The sequence below is a fragment of the uncultured Sneathiella sp. genome (assembly GCF_963973085.1).
Lineage (GTDB): Bacteria > Pseudomonadota > Alphaproteobacteria > Sneathiellales > Sneathiellaceae > Sneathiella.
Map to the genome: position 1 here is coordinate 505,704 of NZ_CAXAXA010000002.1, position 22,100 is coordinate 527,803.

Sequence of the window (22,100 nt, forward strand, 5' to 3'; positions counted from 1 at the left end):
TCGAGGTCGGGCGGCAGAACAACTTCAGATTTTTTCCCTACTTCGATGATTAATTTAAAGTTGCTTTAATTATCTTGCTCTATAAAAATGTGAAAATTGGCTTTTCCCCATGGATGGTTTTCATGTTCACCAGACGAAAATTCCTGACATCATTTTGCATGATCTCGCTGGCAGTTTTTTCCGCTTCCACCCCCAAGCTGACTTTGGCTGTCCCTTCCGCGCGTTCAGACCGGTCCGGATGGCTGCTTAAGGAAGGCGATATCTGATGATATCCAACCTTCAGGATGCCAAGACGGATTCCACGACCGTAGAGAGTGACGTCTGCGTCATTGGCTCCGGCGCGGCGGGTATCACGATTGCCCGGAGCCTTGCGAGGCAAGGCAAGAAAGTCATTCTTTGTGAGGGCGGCGCGCTGGATTATTCCGATGAGTCGCAGGAGATTTATCTCGGCGAGACAATCGGGGATGTGTATTTCGACCTTGATGTCGCGCGGCTTCGGTATTTTGGCGGATCGACAAACCATTGGCACGGGATCTGCCGGTCGCTCGAAGCGATCGATTTCGATCGGTCCTATATTTCCGAGGCCCTCAAATGGCCGATCACCAAGAGCGATATTGATCCCTACCTTGATGAGGCCTGCGGCATCCTCGATATCGGTTCGGATTTTCCCGAAGTGGAGATCGGGCGCCGTATTCGGACCGTGACGTTCAAGGAGTCGCTGCCGACCCGATTTGCCGAGAAATATCTGGAGGAGATTCAGGCCTCTGACAAAATCGAGATGATTACCAATGCGAATTTTGTCGATGTCGAGGTCATCGACAGGCGTATCTCGCAAGCCATGTTCAAGTCCTACAATGGCAAGCACCTCTCGGTTCGCGCGGAGAATGTCGTGCTGGCGACCGGCGGTATCGAGAACAGCCGCTTGCTGCTCTGGCTGCATCGCAATCATGGCGACAGGCTGTATGACAAACGGCTTCCCGTCGGAGAATACTGGATGGAGCATCCGGAATATTTTATTGGCGCCGCGTTTGTGGAGAAAAAGGTCCTGAACCATGCCTCCTACAGTCTGGACGGCTTTGCCCAGAAGGAAGAAGGGGTGCTCAACTGCTGCATTTCCGTTTATGAGGCGGAGGCGACGGCGACGGAAAGATTGCTTGAGGATTTACTGTGCGTTGCGCCGACCTATGGCGGAAAAATGGCGGAGTTGATGGAGATGGATCTGGCCTGCGGGGCCATTATTGAGACGGTCTGGGAACTGGAACCGTTGAAATCCAACAGAATAGAGCTTTCAGATTCAGAGAAGGACAAATTCGGGATACCGCGGCCGGTCCTGTTCTGGAAAAAGAGCCCGTTTGACAGGCGGACACTCGCCGTATCTACCGAGGTCTTTAACCAGTGGCTGCATGAGAGCGACCTGGGGCGGCTCAAGCTTGACGAGTGGATGATTTCGGATATGCCCTATCCTGAAACCTATGCGCCCGGCGGCTTTCATCATATGGGCGGGACAAGAATGGGCGTCAATCCGGAGGTGTCCGTTGTCGATTCCAACTGCCGGATTCACGGGACGAAAAATTTCTACGTCGCCGGCTCCTCGATCTTTACGACGGGCGGCTATACGAACCCCACCCTGCCCATCGTCCAGTTCAGTTTGCGTCTCGCGGATCATTTGGCGAAAGTATGAGGGCGCGCCCTGACAGCGTGCGCCCCGGGTGCGGGCGGTAAGGTGATTTCCTTCCGCATTTGATTTCTCCCAAAAAAATGGCACAATTCCTGTCAGCAGGCGTCGCATTGCAATGAAGGCGCCGGGACAGGGGGAATTCATGCAGCATTTAAGGTTTTTAGCGGCCGTTGTTTTCTTTTTTTTGATTGTCGGGGTGTCTCCTGCGCTACAGGCGCAGGAAGTGTCTGTCACCGCACCGGCTGAAGCGGGCATCAATCAGGCGATCGAGATCACCGTCTCCGGTCCGCCCGCCAAGGGAGATATTCTCCGTTTCGCCGATGAAAGCGGCAAGCTGCTCAAGGGCGCCTATGTCTATGTCGGCAATCTCAAGAACAATACCGGCACGCTCGCCGCCCCGCTGGAGCCGGGGAAGTATCAGGTGGCCTATGTTTCCGGCGGCAAGATTGTCGCGAGCAGCCCGCTGACTGTCACCGCCGTGACCGCGACCCTGACCCTCCCTGAAAGCGCGAAAATTAGCGAGACGATTGAGGTGCAGTTCGACGGTCCACTCAATAAAGGCGACTATGTCCAGATGCTGAAAAGTGACGAGACGCCCATTCGCGGCCTCTATGCCTATGTCGTCAACGCCAAAAACGGCATCGTCAAACTGCGGGTTCCGGCGGAGGGGGGCGACTATGGTGTCGGTTATTTCACCGGCAAGAAGCTGATCGGCAGCAGCCCGATTTCGGTGCAGGGTGTGACGGCCACCGTGAGCGCGCCCGGGAGCGTCAGCGCGAATGAGACCTTCGAGCTTTCCTTCGAGGGGCCGCTTAACCACGGCGATTACCTTCAATTCGTCGATGCGAACGGCACGCCGGTGCGCGGGCTCTATCGCTATGCCGGTCAGGCGAAGAAGAATGTCACGACCCTGACCGCGCCGGTCGAGCCGGGCAGTTACCGCATTGCCTATTTCACCGCCAAGAAGGATATTGGCGGCACTGCGATCACCGTCACCGGCACCAATGCGACGCTGACCATGATGGAGACCGTTCCGGCGGGCGCGCATTTCCCCGTCGCCTGGCAGGGGCCGAACAATAGTGGCGATCTGATCCGGGTGTTGCGTCCCGATGGGGCCAACGCCGGGAGCTATGCCTATGTCGGCAATAATCCGGAAAGCGTGACGCTCCGTGCGCCGGAGGAACTCGGCGACTATCGCGTCGTTTATCTTTCTGGCGGACAGGTATTGGGAGAGACTTCCTTCTCCGTCGCCGGGGTCAGCGCGCAACTTGATGCGCCCGCAGAGGTGGAGGGGAACCAGCGCTTCAATGTCACCTGGGAGGGGCCGGGGAATCACGGCGATATCCTGCAACTCGTCGATCCGGGCAAGCCTGGCAATCTCGCTTATCGATATATCGACAAGGAAAAAGGGAATATTTCGGCCGTTCTCGCGCCGAACCTGCCGGGTGATTACGAGCTTCGTTACCTGACCCAGGGCGGAAAAGTGCTTGCCGCCGTGCCGGTCACGATCATCCCCGCCAAGCAGGAACCGGGCTCCCTTGAGGTGGTTGCCGCCGCCAAACCGTTGCTCGGCCCCGATGACGCGATCGAGGTTGTGCTCGATGCCTCGGGCAGCATGTTGCAGCGGCAGGATGGCGACCGGCGTATCGATATCGCCAAGCGCACGCTGACCGCGCTGATCTCCGACACCCTCCCGAACGGCACACCCTTCGTTCTCCGTGTCTTTGGCCATAAGGAGGCGGATAAATGCCGCACCGATCTTGAAATCCCGCTTGGCGCTCTTGACCGCGCTGCGGCGACGGCACGCGTTGAAGGCGTGACGGCCATGAACCTTGCGAAAACGCCCATCGCCGACTCGCTGGCCCGGACGATGAGTGACCTCGGCACTGTCACCGGGGAGCGGATTATCGTGCTGATCACCGACGGGGAGGAAACCTGCGACGGCGACCCCGCCGATGTGATCGCCAAAATGCGCGCCAGCGGATATGACGTGCGGGTCAATATCGTCGGCTATGCCATCGATGACGCGGCCCTGCAGGAGACTTTCGCGCTCTGGGCCGATCTCGGCGGCGGGGAGTATTTCAACGCCGGCAATGAGGCGGACCTCGCGGCGGCGCTGACCAAGGCCGTCAACCCCTCTTTCACGGTGACGGATGAAGCCGGAACGGTCCTCAGCGAGGGGATCGCGGGCGGCGCCCCCATTACGTTTGCCGCCGGGACCTATACCGTCACCGCCGGTGCCAGGGAGCAGCAGGTAACCATCGAGCCCGCCAAACGCAGCACCGTGACGATTGAGTAAGCAGCTGACGCGGCGTCACTCCTGACGAGCTGATTGATTTCTGGTCCTCGCTAAAGCTGCAGAATAGAAAATTTTAATCTACCATTTAGAATTATACTGTACTAATTTCTTATGAAAATTGCTTAAGGAGTGCGATTTGAAATATCGGCCCGAGATAGACGGTTTGCGCGCGATCGCCGTGACGCTGGTCTTGCTGCAGCATGCGGCGTTCACCATTGCGGGAAGCGCGGACTGGTCCTCAAGGACCTATATCGGTGTCGATATTTTCTTCGTGATCAGCGGATATCTGATCACAACGCTGCTTCTCAATGAGCTTCGCGAAACCGGTACAATCAATTTTTGGCATTTTTACGAGCGGCGGGCGCGGCGTATCCTGCCGGCACTGTTTTTTGTCCTGCTGGCGTTTCTTCCGGTCGCTTTCATCCTGCTGTCCGGTGGTGAACTGAAGACGTTTCTGTTAAGCGTCCTCTCCGCCGTCTTCTTCGGCTCCAATATATTCTTCTACTTCGAGAGCCACTTTTTCGTGAGCGACCATTTCGGCGTGGACCGCGCGTTTGTCGAAGGGTTTCTGCATACATGGAGCCTCGCGATCGAGGAGCAGTTTTATCTGCTCTTCCCCGTTCTTCTTATCCTGGTAAACAGGTTTTTCTCCCGGTATTTCCTGTTGATTTTCATCGTTCTTTTCTGTCTCAGTCTTCAGTTTTCGGAGCTGATGGGCGCCAGACATATTGATTTCAATTACCTGCTGCTGCCCTCGCGCTTCTGGGAATTGCTGGCCGGGGCGATCCTCGCCTATGTGGAGCTGAAATACGGGAAGATACGGCGACCGTTCCTGAACACGGTCATGCCGCTCGTCGGTCTTTGCCTGATCGGTGGGTATCTCCTGCAATATAGGGCCGACCTGCTACACCCGGGCTTTGCGACGTTCATCCCGGTTCTCGGCACCGTGCTGATCATCGCCTTTTCCTCGAAAGAGGATATGGTCGGGCGGATACTGGGATCGAAGCCGTTCGTCGCCATCGGCCTGATTTCCTATTCCCTGTATCTCTGGCACCTGCCTGTCTTTACATCCCTGCACCTGATCAATCCGGTGGCGGGCAACTTCGACAAGCTGGGCTGGGTGGTCCTCTCGCTCGCGCTGTCGGCGATATCCTATTACCTGATCGAGAAACCCTTCCGGAATCGCGAGATCATTCGCGCAAGACCGTTCTTCCTCTCGATCGGCACAAGCGCAATCGTGATCGTGCTCTTGTCCTTGCCCGTTGATCTCTTTAGCATAACAGGACCCTCTCTGGCCGGACACTAGCACTGGAAAGAGAGGCCCGGCTTCCCGCCGGGTTCACCAAGCCCTCCTGCAAGAACCCTTTTACCTCTTCGCACTGACACTGCCCTCGAAATTGTTTTAATTTCTATCTAAAATAAAATCAAAAGTTGTTGAAGCCAGAGCTCGCACTGAATATACTGAAACGATATTTTCGCGCTTTTGTTGCTTACGGAGTATGATTTGACGTACCGACCGGAGATAGATGGATTACGTGCGGTTGCAGTTGTCCTTGTCTTGCTTTTTCATGCTGCTTTCACTGTCATGGGCCGCTCTGACTGGTTCAAGAATGGCTATATCGGCGTTGATATTTTCTTCGTCATCAGCGGTTATCTTATCACCTTGATCATCCTCAAGGAGCTGCGCGAAACCGGCGGCTTCAGTTTCGGCAATTTCTACGAAAGACGTGCGCGGCGTATTTTGCCGGTCCTGTTCTTCATCATATTTGCAACTTTTCCGGTGGCCTTTCATCTGCTGTCGGATGCGGAACTTTACGAGTTCCTGCTAAGCGTTATTTCCATTATTTTCTTTGTTTCGAATATCTTCTTTTATTTTGTATATGATGCAGGCACACCGACGATTGCACCGTTTGTCCATACTTGGAGCCTGGCGGTCGAGGAACAGTTTTACCTGATCTTCCCGATCGCACTGCTACTGCTGCGGCGGCATATTCCGAAGTTTACGCTTCCAATCTTCTTTATTGTATTTTGTCTCAGCTTCTTCTTTGCCGAATATATCGGTCGGTATGATTACGAGTTTAACTATTCTCAACTGCCATCGAGAATATGGGAACTGCTGGCCGGATCATTTCTGGCCTTTATGGAACTGGAGCGTGGCAAGGTCCGCCGCAACCGTTTCAATTCGCTGTTGCCGATAGCGGGCGCCGCCATGATTTTCTGGTATGTTATGTTGCTCGGAACCGATCCGGTCCACCCCGGCTATCTCAGCATTTTCCCGATTCTCGGGACGATGCTCATCATAGCTTTCGCATCAGGCGACGACCTTGTCGGACGTGCTTTAAGCCTGAAGCCGGTTGTTGCCACCGGAAAGATGTCCTACTCCCTGTATCTCTGGCATTTGCCGGTCTACATGTTCCTTGAATATGCCTATCCGAATTCGAAAAATCCGGAGAAGTTGGGGTGGGTCATTCTTACCTTCCTGTTGTCGGTGATATCCTATTATCTGATCGAACGGCCCTTCCGGAATCGCGAGGTCATTCGCGCAAAGCCGTTTTTCTACTTGATTGGCACTACCGCAATCCTGATCGTGTTCTTGTCCTTTCCCGGCGATCGGTTTAGCATCGTGGGCTCCGGTTTGGCCGGCCACTAGCACTGGAAAGAGAGGCCCGGTTTCCCGCCGGATTCACCAAGCCCTCCTGCAAGAACCCGTTTTCCTTCTTCGCGCCATCCTCGCCAGCGGGGATATCAGGACACGCGCGGTTATGGCCATAAGCGCGGGAAGAAATTTAGCCTGCTGCCGGAGCTGTTCTATTTTTGATATCTAATAATACAAATAGTTGTTGTAACTAAAACTTGTATCGAAAAATGAGCCACGCTATCTTCGCGATATTATTGTATGGGGAGGATGGCTTGACTTACCGACCTGAAATTGACGGATTGCGAGCAATTGCAGTTATGCTTGTAATCCTCTATCATGGCGGATTTGAGATTTTTGGCCGCACCGGGTGGTTTGACAATGGCGATATCGGCGTTGATGTATTTTTCGTGATTAGCGGGTATCTGATCACATCAATCATATTGAAGGAGTTGCGCGAGACCGGCGCCTTTAGTTACCGGAATTTTTATGAACGTCGCACACGGCGTATTCTACCGGGACTGTTCGCCGTACTGCTGGCGATTTTTCCGGTGTATTTCTTTCTTTTGGACGGTCTTGATCTCGATTTTTTCTTCATGACCGTGATCGCGAGCATCGCTTTCTGCTCCAACATTCTTTTCTACATCGTCGGCAGTGATCTTGCGGAACAGGGGGTGGAAGTCGGCCCGCTGATCCACACATGGAGCCTTGGGATAGAGGAGCAGTTTTACATCATCTTCCCAGTTGTTTTGCTGCTGTCGCTGAGATTCTCCCCGAGAGTCATTCTTCCCGTTCTCATCTTCCTGTTTTTTATCAGCCTTCAGTTTTCCGATTTCATGGCGGATAGAAACCAGAACTTCAATTTCTTCATGCTGTCGTCGCGGTTTTGGGAGCTGCTGGCGGGGTCGCTCCTCGCCTATCTGGAACAGGAGCATGGCGCAGTCCGTCATCGGCTCCTCAATCTTGTAATGCCGGTGATCGGCCTCTGCATGATCATCTGGTATGTCCTTCTGTCCGGGATTCATCAGGCAGTGCCCAACTACGTGACGGTCATCCCGGTTCTTGGTGCCGCATTCATCATAGCTTTTGCCTCCCGGGATAATCCGGTTGGACGCCTTCTTGGCACCAAACCCTTTGTTGCCGTCGGCCTGATGTCCTACTCACTGTATTTGTGGCACTGGCCGGTCTTTTTCTTTTTCAAGCAGATTCAGCCGGCCCCGGAAAATCTGGACAGGCTCGGCTGGGTCGGGCTGTCATTCCTCCTGTCGGGCCTGACATATTATTTTGTCGAGCAGCCTTTCCGGAACAGGGCGTTTATTTCAATAAAGCCGTTTTATATTTTGCTTGCCTTGGTCGCGGCCTTTATAATTCTGCTGGCTGTCTTCGGCGCACCGTCCAAACACTATCTCTTGTCGAAGATCGATTAAACGGGATAACAATAATGAACAACATACCCGACGGTTTCACGAAAAGTCCCCGCAAGAGCCCGCTCACCGATCCGTGGGAGCCGATACACTGGAAGCTGACAGAGAGGGGCGCGGTCCTCGGCCTTGAGGTGCGGGAAGCCCATTGCAACGCCCGCGGCTTTGCCCATGGCGGGCTGATTGCGGCACTGTCCGATAACGCCATGGGCAGCTCCCTCGTCCTCAAGGCGCGGAAAAAGTTCGAGAATGACAGCTTAAGCGCCGTAACATTGAGCATGACCACCGACTACATAGACATTGCGCGGATTGGCGATTGGCTGGAGTTTCGCCCTAATGTCCTTAAAGTCGGCCGGTCGATCGGCTTTACCGAGCTCAAGGTCATCGCCACGCGGGACGGCGAAGAACGGACAATTGCCCGTTCCAATGCCTCTTTCAAGCTTGTCTGAACCCCCGCAATAGGTGCATGATACGCGAGCGCCTCCATCGCGGCGCGGATAACGGGGGAAGAGTTATGCATGTCACGGTTACACCCATCTTCGCGGCCCTGCTGGGGCTGATCTTTTTCTTCCTGAGCCTGCGCACCTCGCTGGTTCGGCGGCGGGCCAAGGTCTCGCTCGGCGACGGCGGCGATGCGGGATTGCAGATGGCCATTCGGGCCCATGGCAATTTCATCGAATATGTGCCGATCTCGCTGTTGCTGCTGGCGTTTCTGGAAATGCGCACGGTCAGTATCTACGGGGTGATCGTGCTCGGCGTCCTGCTGGTTGCGGGCCGGTGCTTTCATGCCATCGGCATCAGCCGCGCCAACGCCAGTTTCCGCTTGCGGCAGATCGGCGCGGTCCTGTCGCTGCTTGTCCTGCTGATCGGCAGCCTGTGGCTGCTCTTTACCTATCTCATCTGAGGGGAGGAGGGGAAAATGATTGCCTTGCTTTTTTTGTTGCTGACCCTGGCCATGCTTGCCGCCTGGCGGGATAAATGGGGGTTATCCTACGGTCTGTTCGCCGTCACCATGGGGCTCAGCGTCTACTGGCTGAAGTTCCACGCGACGACCGCGCTGACAGTCCAGCTTTAGGGGGGCAGCGCAATGATGATAGACAGTCAGGCCTCCCGCTATTTGAACGCCGTCGGCCTCTTTGCCATCTCCGGCGTGCTGATTGCCGCCTATGCCATGCAGTTCACCCTCGATGAGCTGCCCTGTCCGCTCTGTTTGTTGCAGCGGGTCGCCTTGGTTGCCGTGGGATACGGGCTCTGCCTCAACCTCGTCAAGGGACCGAGGCCGCATCATTATGGTATTATGCTGATCGCCGCCGTTTATGGCGGCAGCGTCTCGATCCGCCAGATCCTGCTGCATATTGTGCCCGGCACCGGCCATTACGGCTCCCCGGTCTGGGGACTGCATTACTATACTTGGGCGGGGGTCTGTTTCTTCCTGATCATCCTCGGCACCGCCATCATGCTTTTGTTTGAGGGACAGTTCAGCAAATCATCCATGACGGCGTCCGCAAGGAAATTCGGCGGCAGCCGCCTCGCCATTGCGGCCTTCGCGTTGATGGTATTGCTGGCGGCGGGGAATGCGGTCACCACGCTCATCGAATGCGGCCCCACCGTCTGCGCCGATCCGCCGACAAGCTACAAGCTGATTGATGAGTTGAAGAAAGCCGAGTAAGGATAGCTCAAGGGGGCCTTATCAGGCCGCTTTATCCTCCGGCCAGGGGTTTTTCCAGGCGGGAATGTTTTCGAGGCCCGCGAGCCAGCGGGTGATGTTCGGGAAATCACTGAAGGGCATCTCCGCCTCCCGCCAGTAGCGGGCCATGGAGGCGAGGGAAAAGTCGGCGATGGTCAGCCGGTTCGCGGCGACGAAGTCGCGTCCCTCAAGATGCGCGTCCAGCACCTTCGCGTATTTCAGGCAGTTCTTCTCGGCCTTTTTGAGCACCTCCGCATCCGGCGGGCCCATGTTGAAGGTCTTCTTCACGATATGCTCAATGTAATAAGGGCCGACGGCGCCGACCCAGTGCCCCTCGTTCCAACTCAGCCAGCGCAGCACCTCGACCTGCTCGGCCAGGTTTTTCGTTGGCCACAGGTCGGAGCCGGCCTTGATTGAGAGATAAGCCATGATCGCGGAGGATTCCCAGAGGACGAGATCGCCGTCTACCAGCGTCGGGGCCTTGCGGTTGGGGTTGAGCGCCTTGTACTCCGGCGTATGCAGCCCGCCCGCCACCGGATCGATCCTGATCAGCTCTGCCTCCACGCCCAGATGCTTGACCAACGCCAGAACCCGCATCGGCGCCTGCGCCGGTATCCAGTAAATCTTCATCGCTACTTCTCCCTCGCGGTTTTTTGCAAACCATGCCCGCGGGAGGTAGAGAATGTCAACTGAGGAAAGAGGCGTGCGGCGCCCTAGTGTTGTACGGGGGGGTCGGTGCGACGGCGAGCGTAGTTGCGGGTCTTCTCGATCTCGCTCTCGATTTCCTCGGCGATATCGGTCCAGCCATATTGCTTTGCCGCGTGATAGGCGCGCTGCAGACCACAGGTATCAATGAGGTTCTGCGCAATCGCGCGCTTGTTTTTATCCAGGGACTGACTGGCCATCTTTCTACTCCGGTCCTTCATACAGGAAGGCTGCATATCGGAGCAGAATAAGGCCAAATCATGAAATTTACGTAAAGAGTTTCCGGGGCGGATTTCTACCCGCCCCGGACCGCATATTCACACTAATTGCGGCACTGCGTCCGTGCCTGTACCGGGAGGCCGACGGCGACCTTGGAACTATAGGTCTGGTTTGAACTTGTCCAGAGCTTTGCTGCCGTATCGGCGGAGCAACTGCAATATTCCTCCGCCGTTTTCCCGCTTACCTTGCTTGAGGAGGGGGAACTCATGCAGGCGCCGTATTCCTTCTCGCGCATGCCCTCGCCGATTTTGCAGACGGGATCCTTGTATGCCCAAATGGATGCAGTGTTGACAATTCGATTGCGGGTTTTGTCATCCCATGCCGCTCTGTTTTCAAGGTCGGCTATCCGTTGTTTGTCTCGATCCATATTTTCCTGTATGCGCTTCTTTTTTTCTGCTTTCTGCTCCGCCGTCAAATTCGCCTTGTCTATATTCTCGAAGGCCCTTTTTCCATCCTCTCCATAATGATAGATGAATATCTTCTCGGATTCCTCCGTTTCGCTGGCGACGACTTTATCAACATGTGTGCCGATATTCTGTGCGATGCATTGGCAGGAATAGAAAATCTTAGCTGAGTGGCTCTGATTGCATTGCTCATAAGCCACCTTGCCTTCCGGGGAGAGGGTGGCCGCGGTGGCAGCGGATTTCTCCTGCTCCACCTTCTGCGTCGCCTGAGCGGCGGCCATGGCGGCAGCCTGTTTGTCATTCTCGGCCTGCTTCGCTGCGGCTATTTCCGGCGGCGGGGAGCGGAAGGTTGTCCAGTCCTCGCTGTAGAGGAAAGGCTCGAAATTGTCGAGGCGATACTCGAAATCGCCGCCATTCTGCACATGGGAGAGGAGTCTGGAAACCTCGGCTCCCTTGGCGCTGAAAAGAACACGATGAGCTCCGTTCGTAATGACATTTGCCGTAATAACACTGTTGTCAAACCGGAAAAGAATTGTCGCAACCGTTTGCTTTGAGGACTTATTGAAATACGTTTTCGCGGTTCTCATGATTTCAAACCCGATGACCTCGGCCTCACGTCCTGGAAGGGGTTTCATTTTTTGCAATCGTTGATTGACAATAAGCTCGTCATCCTTGATATGGGCATACAGCGGGTATTCACCCTTAGTCTTCCTCAGTACCCATGCACCCTGAAGTTCCGGTGGCTGCTTTTCTTCATAGAGATATGCGCGGTCATAGTCATGCTGATTGAGGGATATCTGTGGCGCTGCCGCTTTTTCGACTTTAGGTTCCGCTTTCGCCTCCGCCGCCTTCGGTTCCTCGGCTTTCGGGGTGGGGGCGGCCGTTGTGGTGGTCGTAGCCGGTTCCGTATTCGGCGTCGGCGCCGCTTTCAGCGCGGCGACCAGGTCCGGCGTAACATTGCCGGTTGCCGCCATATTTTGCGAGTTCTGGAAACTGATGATCTGTTTCTTGGTGTTCGGGCCGTAGGCGCCATCGACGCCGATTTTATAGCCGAGCCGTTTCAGTTCCTCTTGCGTTGCCATCACCAGCGCTTTGTCGTTGTTGCCGCTTGGCGCTGCCGGGGCCGGGGCGGTCGTCTTCGGGGTAGTGGGAGCAGCAACCGTGCTCTGCGCCGGGGCCTTGGGCGCGGCCGGCGCGGTGGCGGTCGTCGGTTTCTTGGCCTGTCCTTCCCCGTCCGAGGTGGTCGGCGATTCGGGTTCCGCTTCTTTCAGGGCTTCGGCGGCCTTGTCGGTCAGCTCCGTTGCCGTGTCTTTCAGCTTGTCGAGCCAGTCCGCATTGGCGGCGCTGCTGATAAAAAGGGGAAGGGACAAAATCATCAGGATCGTCAGGATTTTTTTCGGCACGGCATGTGTCTTTCTTTTTCGACCCCGACATTTTTTTGGGGTTTAAGCGTTTGGATTGAACAGCTTGCGATATCTTTATCGGATGCGATTTTAATATCCGCAGCCGCGATGTAAAGAATTTTATCCTAATGGGAAAAGCAGTTGCACAGGAAACGCCGATTGGCGTCTTTTCTCCATTAGAGTTATTGCATATGCCCATCGCATATGGTATAATCAACGGGCTAGAAGGAATTGGATTTAACAACCGCTTCTTCCCCGGTTTTCGGGGGACTTTTACGGAGGTAAAGGACGGATTGGGTATCAAATTCCCTTTATATAGCGATGTTGATGGTGTTGATAAAAGCGCTTGTCGCGGACACGGCACCACCGGAATTGGGGCAAACTTAGAGGACGCTTAAATATGGCGCCTTGCGGATAATCAGGAAGTCCTGTGCCGGGTTACAAATCAGCATCGTCGATATCGGAGTGGACCGGAACTTATTCTCCAAGCGAAAAGACCAACCGGTTCCCCCTCGATTGACTGGACGCCCAGGTGGGACCCCTCGGACGAAATTTGCCGCGCCATAAATCTCCATCGAAATCAATGGGGGTCGCGCATGAGCCGTCCGCCGCGTGCCACCGCTGGAAAGTTACTCTGCGGATGAAGGTTGTCCCCCGGCCAGGGGCGGCGAACAAATGCAGGCGCGGACCCGGCGTCTTTTTTCCTGAGCATATCCGGCAGAGCCCGAGCATACCCACTCGCGCCATGCCGGAAGCGCGCCTCTACCCGCCGCCGAAGGTCTTGTAGAGGAACGCGATGACCAGCGCCACCGCCAGCCAAATGGCGATGTTGCGCAACAATGCCGCTTTGCCGGCGCGGCGCGTGTAGTAGAGAAAGCCCGGCAGCACCAGAAAAAGCACCATGAGCAGGGCGACGAGCTGCAGGATTTGTCCTTCGGCCATGACTTTTCGCCTCCATCGTCATAATTTCGCCCGCCTTGACAGCGATAGGAGGGCTGTTTCAGTCAAAATATCAAAAATTTGGCGGATAGCGAGACAACATTTGCTTAAATCGCCCCGGCGGTTTATTTTGCACGCAATTTCTAAGGGCGGAACTGGAGTTTTTTGTGGCCGATATTTTTAACGAAGTCGATGAGGATGTCCGGAAGGAAAAATCACTGGCACTTTGGAAGGCCTATGGCAAATATGTCATCGGCCTCGCGGTTCTGATTGTCGTGGCAACGGGCAGCTATGTCGGATGGCAGAATTACACTCAGAGCCAGTCGCGCACGCAAGGGGCCGAGTTTGGTGCCGCCGCGGCGCTGATGGCGAATGATCAACCGGGCGAGGCTGCGGCGGCCTTTGCCGGGCTTGCCGAAAGTGGGAACTCGGGATACCGTCCGCTCGCCAGCCTGCGGGAGGCGGCGGCCTTCCTTGAAGCCGGACAGGGGGACAAGGCCCTCCAGGTGTATGACGCGTTGGCGGCAGACAGTTCCGTGGATCCCGAATTCAGCGCGCTTGCCGACCTGATGGCGGGATATTACCTTCTCGACAACGGCACTACCGATGACGTCCGCAACCGGATTGCCGACCTGAGCGAACCGGGCGGCCTGTTCAATGCGTCGGCCAACGAGCTGCTGGCGCTGACCTATATCAAGGATGGCGAGATTTCGAGGGCCCGTGAAGTGCTGACGATTATCCAGAATGACGCGGGCGTGCCGGAGGATATCAAGGGCCGGGTGAGCCAGCTTCTTGCCGCGCTGGAAGGGGCATAAGCGCATGCCCCAACGCCTGATGCCGACAGTCCTCCGCCCCCTTTTGAGGCCGGCACTGATGGGCGCGGCCCTTCTTGGCCTCGGCGCCTGTAGCTGGTTCGGCGCGCCGGAAAAACCGCCACTGCCCGGGGATCGCATCTCGATCCTGTCGCTGGAACAGACATTGGAGGCCGATGCGGGCCTTGCCGATCTGGAAGTGCGACTTCCACCGCCGTACGAAAATGCCAACTGGCCGCAAGCAGGCGGCGTTCCGTCCCATGCGCTCTATCACCTTGAACTCGGCGATGACCTTGAGGAAGCCTGGCGGGTCTCCATCGGCGACGGATCCGATGACGAGAACCGCATGTTCTCCTCCCCCGTTATTGCGAATGGCAAGGTCTATGCGATGGATTCCAGCGCTGAAGTCACTGCCTATTCGGCGGAGGACGGCAAGGAACTCTGGGCGGTCAACCTGACCCCGGAAGACGAGGATGAAGGCAATATCGGTGGCGGGCTCAGCTTTGAGTACGGCCGGGTCTTCGCCACCACCTCCTATGGCGATATCGTCGCGCTGGACGGGGAAAGCGGCGAGACTGTCTGGAAAACCGGTCTTGGCGTGCCGCTCCGGGCGGCGCCGACCATTGCCGAGGGGCAGATATTCGTCATCACCTTCGACAGCCGCATTTTCGCGCTCGACGCGACCACCGGCGAGATCAACTGGAATTTCGAGGGCGGGATCGAAACGACGGGCCTTCTTGGCGCGGCGAGCCCGGCCTATGACAACGGCACGGTCGTCGTCCCCTTCGCCAGCGGCGAGCTATACGCCTTTCGCGCCGCCAACGGGCAGCAGGCCTGGAGCGACCAGCTTGTCCGACGTCGCCTCTACAGCTCGCTCACCTCGCTCACCGATATCAACGCCTTCCCGGTCATCGACCGCGGGGTTGTCTATGCCGCCAGCTACTCCGGTCGCATGATCGCCGTTGACTTGCGCACCGGCAACCGGTTGTGGGACCAGGAAATCTCGACCCTGCAGACCCCCTGGATCGCGGGCGATTTCCTCTTTGTCGTCTCGACCGATGGCGATCTGGTCTGCATGTCGCGGCGCAACGGCCTGATCCGCTGGGTGCGCCCCCTCGGCAAGTATGAGGATCCGGAGGACAAGCGCGACCTGATCATCTGGACCGGCCCGATTTTGGCCAGCGACCGGCTGATCCTCGTGTCCAACTACGGGCTTGCGGTTTCGGTTTCCCCCTATAACGGGGAAGTCCTCGGCCGGATGGAACTGTCGGACCCGGCCTCGATCCCGCCGGTGGTGGCCGGCAACACGCTTTATATCCTGACCGATGACGCCGACCTTGTGGCCCTGCGCGCGGCAAGCAAAGAATAAAAAATGACCTTTACCGCTGCGATCCTGGGCCGTCCGAATGTCGGCAAATCGACCCTGTTCAACCGTCTGGTGGGCAAGAAGCTGGCGCTTGTCGATAACACGCCGGGGGTCACCCGCGACCGCCGCGAAGGCGAGGCGAGCATCAGCAACCTTCATTTCCGCATCATCGACACGGCGGGGCTGGAGGAGAAATTCGACGACAGCCTGGAGGGGCGGATGCGCCGCCAGACGGAAATCGCGCTCAATGAGGCCGATGTCGTCCTGATGCTGATCGATGCGAAGGCGGGCGTCACCCCGCTGGATGAGCATTTTGCAGGGTGGCTCAGGCGGTCGAAAACGCCGGTCATTCTCGTCGCCAATAAATGCGAGGGCAAGGCGGGAGAGACCGGCCTGATGGAAAGTTTCTCGCTCGGCCTTGGCGAGCCCGTCGGCATCTCCGCCGAGCATGGGGAGGGGATGGCCGAACTGTTCGACGCGCTGCTCCCCTATGAGAAAACGGAAGAGGCGGAGGAGGGCGCGGAAGACGAACCCGAAAAGCCTCTGCAGCTCGCCATTGTCGGCCGCCCGAATGCGGGCAAGTCGACGCTGGTCAATTACCTCATCGGCGAAGAGCGGATGCTGACCGGGCCCGAGGCCGGGGTCACCCGCGATTCCATCGCCGTCGAATGGGAGTATGAGGGGCGCAAGGTCAAGCTCGTCGATACGGCGGGATTGCGCAAAAAGGCGCGGGTGCAGCAGAAGCTCGAAAAACTCTCGGTCGCCGACAGCCTCCGCGTCATTCGCATGGCGGAAGTCGTTGTGCTGTTGATAGATGCCGAGGAAACTTTCGAGAAACAGGACCTGACCATCGCCGCCCATGTGATCGAGGAGGGGCGGGCGCTGGTCATCGCGGTGAACAAATGGGACACGGTGACGGACCGGCAGGGCACGCTGAAACTCATTCGCGACCGGCTCTCGATCTCGCTGCCGCAGGTGCGCGGCATTCCGGTGATCACCCTCTCGGCGCTCTCGGGGCGCGGGGTGGAGAATTTGCTCCCGGCGGTGCTGGAGGTGTATGAGCTCTGGAACACGCGCATCTCGACCGCGCGGCTGAACCGCTGGCTGGAGATCATGCTGGAGCAGCATCCGCCGCCCATGGCCAAGGGCCGCCGCCTGAAAATCCGCTATATGACCCAGGTGAAGGCGCGCCCGCCGACCTTTTCGCTGTTCATGTCGGCGCGCGGGGAGCTGCCGGAATCATACTTGCGCTACCTCGCCAACGGCATCCGCGAAGACTTCAACCTCCCCGCCGTCCCGATCCGCATTTTCCCAAGGACGGGGAAGAATCCTTATGCGGATAAGGGTTAGTCGTGAGACTCAGTTACTTCGGTAGTTGTCTCGACGTCGGTGCCGTCTTTTCTACCAGAGCGTTTTGCGATTGTTTCGGTCATTTTACGCAGTCTTTCCGACTTGTTGTGACGGTCGACATACCAACCATCAAATAGTAACTCGATCAGGTCAATCATTGCGGCAGCCTCATTGGCATCAACATCCACAAGAGTGTTAGTGTCCAGTTTCATATGGGCTCCTATGTTACCAATCTCCCTAACTGCGTGAATTGCTTCTATGGTTTGTTGAGATACTTCGTCTGGCAGTGCTTCAATTTCTTTGTAGAGATTTCCTTTATCAATACCCCAAAAATCGTGGATCATTGCTTGCAGGCAGCGGCGCGATAAGGTTGCCGAAGCTGTGGGGCTCAGTTCTTTTATTCGGCAAGCTTCCGTATATGATTTTCTTATCGGGTCAGGAATAAAGTCTGGCTGAGGTCGCGCCGATGACTCCGGTAGAATTGTCCACTGATTGATTAGCCCCTCAAATCTCCAACCGCCGTCCCTATAATCGACCTTTTCCAAAGAAATCCCTAAATTTATTTCTCCACAATCCGGATTTAAGCAAGTTGCTGCAGCAATAGATATGCCAATAGGACCATGTTTTGATCCATCTAATCTTAATACATTTTGTCGGGTACTATAATTGTTACCATCTCTAAGCGTTGAATGCTGTCCACAATATGGACAATGAAATGGCTCTGGTTGGTCGAGATCAATGGCTTCGGCAATATTGAATGTCATGGTCTCAATACCTCTCGCAATCTTGGTAGTAGTAGTTTAGTTCTATGGTGATTTTCGCCGTTTGATGTTTATCAATACGGAACCAAATATCGACGATTTGTAAGATTATACTATATGCTCGATTTGGGAGTCTACAACCAACGCACGAAATTGATATAGGATGCGACTTTAATCTCCAAGCTTTCACCCCATTCTCTCCCGCGCACGGGCAAACCCGTACGCGGAGGAGGGGTTAGAGCTTATGCCGGAACTCGCCGAGGCGGGTTTCGAACTCGGCGATTTTTTGGCCGCTCAGGGCATTGACGGGCAGGCCGCGGAGGTTGTCCCTGAGAATATTTCCCGCATCCGCCAGCAGCTCGCGCCCGGCGGGGGTGAGGACGGCGAGGCTCTGGCGCGCGTCGCGCTCGCTTCGTTCGGTCGCCACCAGCCCGACCTTTTCGAGCGGCTTCAGCGCCCGCGTGACGGCCGAGGCGGTGAGGCCGACGCCATCGGCGAGATCGATCCGCGACAAGCCGGACGGGCCAGCCTGCGACAGGGTTTTCAGCAAGCGATACTCGCTGAAACTGACCCCCTTCGTGCAGGACAGGACGCGATCAAGCTTGCGCTCAAGCATGGACGCTGTTTCCAGGAACTGAAGGACGGTTGGTTCTGTATGTGGGGCAAGGTTTAATGTTTTCATGCGTGCATAATACGTGAACATTCACGTAATATGCAAGCATTATTTTTGAAGCCGATATTTGGCGGCTATGCGCGGCGGATGAGTTGGAGGTCGTCCTCTGCGGTCTCGTAATGGATCAGGCCGAAGGAGGGAAACTCGATCACGGCGCCGGTTTTGAGGTATGCCCATTGCTCCCTTGGATGCGCGTCGCTGTATTCATCCGTATCAATCGAGCAAACGACGATACCCTCGCGATCTTCCCCCAATCCGACCCGATCGCCCATCCTTACCTCTTGCCCGTCCGGATATTTCATTTTCTGTCCTTGAGCGGTTTATGAAAAGCCCGATTTTAATCGTCTTCGAAGTATGGCTCTCCGGACGGGAAGTATAAATCGTACTTTTTCGAGAGGCGCCTCAGCATCGGCTCGACCGAGTTTACCGATAGTTCTAATGCCTGAAGTAAGTCGGCACCGTAGGTTTTATCGTTTTGTCCATCGATACCGTCGAATTCAATTGAGCAGACAGCCGTTTCGGCTCCCGGTTCAAAGAATTTCTCCCCCTCTACAAGATACCTCGGCGGCATAATCCTGACGCTGAACTCATGTCGCTCACTTTCATTTTTTAGCGAGTACAGGAGTTTCCTTTCCACAAAGAATTGTGCCATTTCAAGCCCTTACCAAACGCACGGATTTAGCAATTATCAGGGCTAAATGATTAACATATTACTTATAATTTACAATTATATCGATTTTTAAAAGGTGATATATTTCAACCATTGAAGAACTATATCTACCCCCCAAACACAGTCCCATTCTCTTTACTCAGCACCGCATCAAGGAACATCTGCGCTTTTGTCTCTGGTAGCGGGTGGTCGTTCGGGTTTTCGGCGGGGTAGGCGACGGCGCGTAGGCGCGTGCGGGTCGGGCCGGGATCGATCAGGTTCACCTTGAGGTTCGTCTTGGCGACCTCATGGGCGTAGGTTTTCGCAATCACCTCAAGCGCGGCCTTGCTGGCGGCGTAGGCGCTCCAGAACTGCTTGTTTTCATGGGCGACCGAGGAGGTCACAAAAAGCGCACGGCCCGTCTCGCTCTGGCGCAGCAGCGGATCGAGGGCGCGGATCAGCCGCTGGTTCGCATGGACATTGAGGCGGAAGACCTCCTCCCATAGCTCCGGGATATATTGCTGCGTCGGCATCAGCTTGCCGAGCATCCCCGCGTTGCCGACAAAGATATCGAGCTTCTTGAAGCGCTCATAGAGCGGCGCGGCGAGGCCGTCGATGGCGGCGGTGTCCAGCAAATCGAGCGGAACCAAAGTTGCGCTGCCGCCCGCATTCTGGATGTCGTCATCGACCTCCTCAAGCCCGCCGACGGAGCGGGCGACGAGGATGACATGCGCGCCTTCGCTGGCGAATTTCTTGGCGACTTCGGCGCCAATGCCGCTTGAGGCGCCGGTGATCAGCGCCACTTTATCTTGCAATTTACCGGACATGGGATCTTTCGTTAAACTGAAAAATTAATAACGCTCGGCGAGCAGGGTCAGCTCCTTGTCGGCGCCGGTGTCGTTATCCACCAGCTCGATCGGGTAGTCGCCGGTGAAGCAGGCGTCGCAATATTGCGGCTGTTTCGCGTTGCGGCCCTCTTCGCCCATGGCGATATAGAGGCCGTCGAGCGAGATGAAATTGAGGCTGTCGGCGCCGATGAAGGCGCACATCTCGTCAAGGTCATATTGCGCGGCGAGCAGCTTGGCGCGGCTCGGCGTGTCGACGCCGTAGAAGCAGCTATGAGTCGTCGGCGGGCTGGCGATGCGCATATGCACCTCCGTCGCGCCGGCCTCGCGGACCATCTGCACGATCTTGGTCGAGGTGGTGCCGCGAACGATGGAATCATCGACGAGGATGACGCGCTTGCCGCTGATCAGGGCGCGGTTGGCGTTATGCTTGAGCTTGACGCCGAGATGGCGGATCTGGTCCGTCGGCTCGATAAAGGTGCGGCCGACATAATGGTTACGGATGATACCGAGATCGAAGGGGATGCCCGATTTCTCGGCATAGCCGATGGCGGCGGGGGTGCCGCTGTCGGGCACAGGGATGATCAGGTCCGCTTCGACCGGATTTTCGGTCGCCAGCTGCCGCCCGATATCCTTGCGCACGTCATAGACCGAACGCCCCTCGACCACGCTGTCGGGGCGGGAGAAGTAGATATGCTCGAAAATGCAGAAGCGCTTGGGCGGGGCGGAGAAGGGGAAATGGGTGCTGATACCGGTCTCGTCAACCACCACAACTTCGCCCGGAGAAACATCGCGAACAAAATCGGCGCCGATGATGTCCAGTGCGCAGGTTTCCGAGGCGAGAATATAGGCGTTGTCGATCTTGCCGAGGACCAGCGGCCGCACGCCGAACGGATCGCGCATGCCGATCATCTTCTTGCTGGTCAGCGCGACGAGGGAATAGGCGCCGGTGATCTTCGACATGGCGTCGATCAGGCAATCGACGACCCGTGTTTTCTTGCTGTTGGCGACCAGATGGATGATAACCTCGGTGTCCATGGTCGACTGGAAGATGCTGCCCTCCAGAACCAGACGGCGGTGCAGGGTGGAGGCGTTGGTGAGGTTGCCGTTATGGGCAACAGCGAGGCCGCCATTGGCGAGATCGGCGAAGATCGGCTGGACATTGCGAAGGACCGTGCCGCCGGTGGTGGCGTAGCGGTTATGGCCGAGCGCGGCGCTGCCCTTCAGGCTGCCGATCACTTCTTCCGATGAGAAATTGTCACCGACCTTGCCCATGGCCTTGTGGGAATGGAAATGCCGGCCGTCATGGCTGACAATCCCGGCGGCCTCCTGCCCGCGATGCTGGAGCGCATGAAGGCCGAGGGCGGCGAGGGCGGCGGCCTCCGGATGGCCGTAGATCCCGAAGACCCCGCACTCCTCATGCAGCTTGTCATCATCAAACGGATTGCACGAAATGCGGTCGGCGGAGGGCTCTGTCATTTGGGTTTTTCCTGTGCGGTGCTCTTGCTGAGGTTTTCCATCTGCTGGCGGGCCTGATCATCATAGCCCTTGTCGAGGAGATTCTTCGCGCCCTCGACGGTGTTTTCGACGCCATCCTTCACATCGTCGGGCAATGCGTCATATTTCTCTTTGAGGCGATCCACGGTATCCTTGTCGCTTTCTCTCGAAATATTCAGGTTCTCCTGCATGTCGGGCGGCAACAGCCGGGCGACAAATTCGCCGCTGCCCTCAATCAGGGGCAGCATCTTTGCCTGCAATACCCAGTCGGGCCGGTCCTTTTCCGGGATGAACTGGACAAAAATCAGCCAGGCAATCCCGAGCAGGACAACGCCGCGCGCGATGCCGAAAAATATCCCAAGGGAGCGGTCCAGTGCGCCCAGGCTCGAAGCCTTGACCTTTTCCGATATCGCATGGCTGATATAGGACAAAATGACCAAAGAGAGAATAAAAATCACCGCACCGGTCAAAATATCTGCAATCAGCAGGTTGAGGATAAAGCCCTGCGCGATCGGCTGCAACAGCGGGAAGAGGTAAAGACTGAGGAAAACCGCTCCGATCCAGCCGGCCACAGACAGGGTTTCCTTTACGAAACCACGAATGAAACCAAAGATCGCCGAAATCAGCAGGATGACCAGAATAACGGCATCGGTCCCCTGTATGGGCATGTTTTCCATGGATAGTCCTACTCTTTACT

At 56.4% G+C, this 22,100-nt stretch carries 25 protein-coding genes; 14 read left to right on the forward strand and 11 right to left on the reverse strand.

Annotated features, from left to right (window positions below; genetic code table 11):
• Positions 1-122 precede the first annotated feature (122 nt).
• From AACZ19_RS06675 to AACZ19_RS06720, 10 genes are all read left to right on the forward strand, one after another.
• Positions 123-266 (forward strand): hypothetical protein, encoded by a 144-nt coding sequence (locus AACZ19_RS06675; protein WP_339632257.1) that lies wholly within the window; start codon positions 123-125, stop codon positions 264-266.
• A complete protein-coding gene (locus tag AACZ19_RS06680; RefSeq protein ID WP_339632259.1) occupies positions 266-1,681 on the forward strand; it encodes a GMC family oxidoreductase in 1,416 nt (471 codons plus the stop codon). Before AACZ19_RS06675 ends, AACZ19_RS06680 begins: the two co-directional genes overlap by 1 nt.
• 112 nt (positions 1,682-1,793) lie before the next feature.
• Positions 1,794-3,977, forward strand: a complete 2,184-nt coding sequence (locus AACZ19_RS06685) for a VWA domain-containing protein (RefSeq protein ID WP_339632261.1) — start codon at positions 1,794-1,796, stop codon at positions 3,975-3,977.
• Positions 3,978-4,113: 136 nt separating this feature from the next.
• Positions 4,114-5,283 carry an acyltransferase gene (locus AACZ19_RS06690; protein WP_339632263.1) on the forward strand — a complete coding sequence of 390 codons (1,170 nt, stop codon included), beginning with the start codon at positions 4,114-4,116 and terminating at the stop codon, positions 5,281-5,283.
• Between the two features lie 198 nt (positions 5,284-5,481).
• Positions 5,482-6,627, forward strand: coding sequence for an acyltransferase (locus tag AACZ19_RS06695; protein ID WP_339632265.1), 1,146 nt, complete (start codon positions 5,482-5,484; stop codon positions 6,625-6,627).
• A 260-nt stretch (positions 6,628-6,887) separates the two neighbouring features.
• Positions 6,888-8,039, forward strand: coding sequence for an acyltransferase (locus AACZ19_RS06700; protein ID WP_339632267.1), 1,152 nt, complete (start codon positions 6,888-6,890; stop codon positions 8,037-8,039).
• A gap of 14 nt (positions 8,040-8,053) precedes the next feature.
• The gene (locus tag AACZ19_RS06705; RefSeq protein WP_339632269.1) at positions 8,054-8,482 is read left to right on the forward strand and encodes a PaaI family thioesterase; all 429 of its coding nucleotides are present in this window, start codon (positions 8,054-8,056) and stop codon (positions 8,480-8,482) included.
• A gap of 65 nt (positions 8,483-8,547) precedes the next feature.
• Positions 8,548-8,937: an MAPEG family protein gene (locus AACZ19_RS06710; protein ID WP_339632271.1), complete on the forward strand. Its 390-nt coding sequence runs from the start codon at positions 8,548-8,550 to the stop codon at positions 8,935-8,937.
• A gap of 15 nt (positions 8,938-8,952) precedes the next feature.
• Entirely contained in the window at positions 8,953-9,108 is a 156-nt protein-coding gene (locus tag AACZ19_RS06715) for a DUF5993 family protein (RefSeq protein ID WP_339632273.1), read from the forward strand.
• 12 nt (positions 9,109-9,120) lie between these two features.
• Positions 9,121-9,702, forward strand: coding sequence for a disulfide bond formation protein B (locus AACZ19_RS06720; protein WP_339632275.1), 582 nt, complete (start codon positions 9,121-9,123; stop codon positions 9,700-9,702).
• A gap of 21 nt (positions 9,703-9,723) precedes the next feature.
• Here AACZ19_RS06720 and AACZ19_RS06725 read toward each other — a convergent pair whose 3' ends face one another.
• The 3 genes from AACZ19_RS06725 to AACZ19_RS06735 form a co-directional block, all read right to left on the reverse strand.
• Positions 9,724-10,350, reverse strand: a complete 627-nt coding sequence (locus tag AACZ19_RS06725; protein WP_339632276.1) for a glutathione S-transferase family protein — start codon at positions 10,348-10,350, stop codon at positions 9,724-9,726.
• 83 nt (positions 10,351-10,433) lie between these two features.
• Positions 10,434-10,625 (reverse strand): hypothetical protein, encoded by a 192-nt coding sequence (locus AACZ19_RS06730; protein WP_339632277.1) that lies wholly within the window; start codon positions 10,623-10,625, stop codon positions 10,434-10,436.
• Positions 10,626-10,747: 122 nt separating this feature from the next.
• Positions 10,748-12,511 carry a peptidoglycan-binding domain-containing protein gene (locus AACZ19_RS06735; RefSeq protein ID WP_339632278.1) on the reverse strand — a complete coding sequence of 588 codons (1,764 nt, stop codon included), beginning with the start codon at positions 12,509-12,511 and terminating at the stop codon, positions 10,748-10,750.
• Between the two features lie 128 nt (positions 12,512-12,639).
• Between AACZ19_RS06735 and AACZ19_RS06740 the strand changes: the two genes are divergently transcribed.
• Positions 12,640-12,909, forward strand: a complete 270-nt coding sequence (locus AACZ19_RS06740; RefSeq protein ID WP_339632280.1) for a hypothetical protein — start codon at positions 12,640-12,642, stop codon at positions 12,907-12,909.
• Between the two features lie 364 nt (positions 12,910-13,273).
• On the opposite strand, the gene AACZ19_RS06745 is transcribed toward AACZ19_RS06740, so the two are convergent.
• Positions 13,274-13,453 carry a hypothetical protein gene (locus tag AACZ19_RS06745; protein ID WP_293963626.1) on the reverse strand — a complete coding sequence of 60 codons (180 nt, stop codon included), beginning with the start codon at positions 13,451-13,453 and terminating at the stop codon, positions 13,274-13,276.
• A 164-nt stretch (positions 13,454-13,617) separates the two neighbouring features.
• On the opposite strand from AACZ19_RS06745, the gene AACZ19_RS06750 reads away from it, so the two are divergent.
• The 3 genes from AACZ19_RS06750 to der are packed head-to-tail and all read left to right on the forward strand — an operon-like array spanning position 13,618 to position 16,978.
• Entirely contained in the window at positions 13,618-14,265 is a 648-nt protein-coding gene (locus AACZ19_RS06750; protein ID WP_339632282.1) for a tetratricopeptide repeat protein, read from the forward strand.
• A 4-nt stretch (positions 14,266-14,269) separates the two neighbouring features.
• Positions 14,270-15,631, forward strand: a complete 1,362-nt coding sequence (locus tag AACZ19_RS06755) for a PQQ-binding-like beta-propeller repeat protein (protein ID WP_339632284.1) — start codon at positions 14,270-14,272, stop codon at positions 15,629-15,631.
• A gap of 3 nt (positions 15,632-15,634) precedes the next feature.
• Entirely contained in the window at positions 15,635-16,978 is a 1,344-nt protein-coding gene (der, locus tag AACZ19_RS06760) for a ribosome biogenesis GTPase Der (protein ID WP_339632286.1), read from the forward strand.
• On the opposite strand, the gene AACZ19_RS06765 is transcribed toward der, so the two are convergent.
• The 7 genes from AACZ19_RS06765 to AACZ19_RS06795 all read right to left on the reverse strand — a co-directional run bounded on the left by AACZ19_RS06765 (position 16,975) and on the right by AACZ19_RS06795 (position 22,080).
• Positions 16,975-17,742, reverse strand: a complete 768-nt coding sequence (locus tag AACZ19_RS06765) for a DUF4145 domain-containing protein (protein ID WP_339632287.1) — start codon at positions 17,740-17,742, stop codon at positions 16,975-16,977. The genes der and AACZ19_RS06765 overlap by 4 nt on opposite strands.
• A 232-nt stretch (positions 17,743-17,974) precedes the next feature.
• Complete coding sequence (locus AACZ19_RS06770) at positions 17,975-18,421, reverse strand: MarR family transcriptional regulator (protein WP_339632289.1); 447 nt, start codon at positions 18,419-18,421, stop codon at positions 17,975-17,977.
• Between the two features lie 65 nt (positions 18,422-18,486).
• A complete protein-coding gene (locus AACZ19_RS06775; RefSeq protein WP_339632291.1) occupies positions 18,487-18,714 on the reverse strand; it encodes a hypothetical protein in 228 nt (75 codons plus the stop codon).
• 35 nt (positions 18,715-18,749) lie between these two features.
• On the reverse strand, positions 18,750-19,064 hold the full coding sequence (locus AACZ19_RS06780) for a hypothetical protein (protein ID WP_339632293.1): 315 nt from the start codon (positions 19,062-19,064) through the stop codon (positions 18,750-18,752).
• Between the two features lie 125 nt (positions 19,065-19,189).
• Entirely contained in the window at positions 19,190-19,876 is a 687-nt protein-coding gene (locus AACZ19_RS06785) for an SDR family NAD(P)-dependent oxidoreductase (protein ID WP_339632295.1), read from the reverse strand.
• 36 nt (positions 19,877-19,912) lie between these two features.
• Positions 19,913-21,385 (reverse strand): amidophosphoribosyltransferase, encoded by a 1,473-nt coding sequence (purF, locus tag AACZ19_RS06790; protein ID WP_339632297.1) that lies wholly within the window; start codon positions 21,383-21,385, stop codon positions 19,913-19,915.
• The gene (locus tag AACZ19_RS06795) at positions 21,382-22,080 is read right to left on the reverse strand and encodes a CvpA family protein (protein WP_339632299.1); all 699 of its coding nucleotides are present in this window, start codon (positions 22,078-22,080) and stop codon (positions 21,382-21,384) included. Before AACZ19_RS06795 ends, purF begins: the two co-directional genes overlap by 4 nt.
• Between the last annotated feature and the right edge of the window lie 20 nt (positions 22,081-22,100).

Coding starts and splice junctions, on each gene's coding strand:
- AACZ19_RS06710 (WP_339632271.1), top strand. CDS start 8,548: ATGCATGTCACGGTTACACCCATCTTCGCGGCCCTGCTGGGGCTGATC.
- AACZ19_RS06715 (WP_339632273.1), top strand. CDS start 8,953: ATGATTGCCTTGCTTTTTTTGTTGCTGACCCTGGCCATGCTTGCCGCC.
- AACZ19_RS06680 (WP_339632259.1), top strand. CDS start 266: ATGATATCCAACCTTCAGGATGCCAAGACGGATTCCACGACCGTAGAG.
- AACZ19_RS06725 (WP_339632276.1), bottom strand. CDS start 10,350: ATGAAGATTTACTGGATACCGGCGCAGGCGCCGATGCGGGTTCTGGCG.
- AACZ19_RS06685 (WP_339632261.1), top strand. CDS start 1,794: ATGAAGGCGCCGGGACAGGGGGAATTCATGCAGCATTTAAGGTTTTTA.
- AACZ19_RS06740 (WP_339632280.1), top strand. CDS start 12,640: ATGGGAAAAGCAGTTGCACAGGAAACGCCGATTGGCGTCTTTTCTCCA.
- AACZ19_RS06780 (WP_339632293.1), bottom strand. CDS start 19,064: ATGGCACAATTCTTTGTGGAAAGGAAACTCCTGTACTCGCTAAAAAAT.
- AACZ19_RS06745 (WP_293963626.1), bottom strand. CDS start 13,453: ATGGCCGAAGGACAAATCCTGCAGCTCGTCGCCCTGCTCATGGTGCTT.
- der (WP_339632286.1), top strand. CDS start 15,635: ATGACCTTTACCGCTGCGATCCTGGGCCGTCCGAATGTCGGCAAATCG.
- AACZ19_RS06720 (WP_339632275.1), top strand. CDS start 9,121: ATGATGATAGACAGTCAGGCCTCCCGCTATTTGAACGCCGTCGGCCTC.
- AACZ19_RS06775 (WP_339632291.1), bottom strand. CDS start 18,714: ATGAAATATCCGGACGGGCAAGAGGTAAGGATGGGCGATCGGGTCGGA.
- purF (WP_339632297.1), bottom strand. CDS start 21,385: ATGACAGAGCCCTCCGCCGACCGCATTTCGTGCAATCCGTTTGATGAT.
- AACZ19_RS06755 (WP_339632284.1), top strand. CDS start 14,270: ATGCCCCAACGCCTGATGCCGACAGTCCTCCGCCCCCTTTTGAGGCCG.
- AACZ19_RS06730 (WP_339632277.1), bottom strand. CDS start 10,625: ATGGCCAGTCAGTCCCTGGATAAAAACAAGCGCGCGATTGCGCAGAAC.
- AACZ19_RS06675 (WP_339632257.1), top strand. CDS start 123: ATGTTCACCAGACGAAAATTCCTGACATCATTTTGCATGATCTCGCTG.
- AACZ19_RS06795 (WP_339632299.1), bottom strand. CDS start 22,080: ATGGAAAACATGCCCATACAGGGGACCGATGCCGTTATTCTGGTCATC.
- AACZ19_RS06705 (WP_339632269.1), top strand. CDS start 8,054: ATGAACAACATACCCGACGGTTTCACGAAAAGTCCCCGCAAGAGCCCG.
- AACZ19_RS06765 (WP_339632287.1), bottom strand. CDS start 17,742: ATGACATTCAATATTGCCGAAGCCATTGATCTCGACCAACCAGAGCCA.
- AACZ19_RS06770 (WP_339632289.1), bottom strand. CDS start 18,421: ATGAAAACATTAAACCTTGCCCCACATACAGAACCAACCGTCCTTCAG.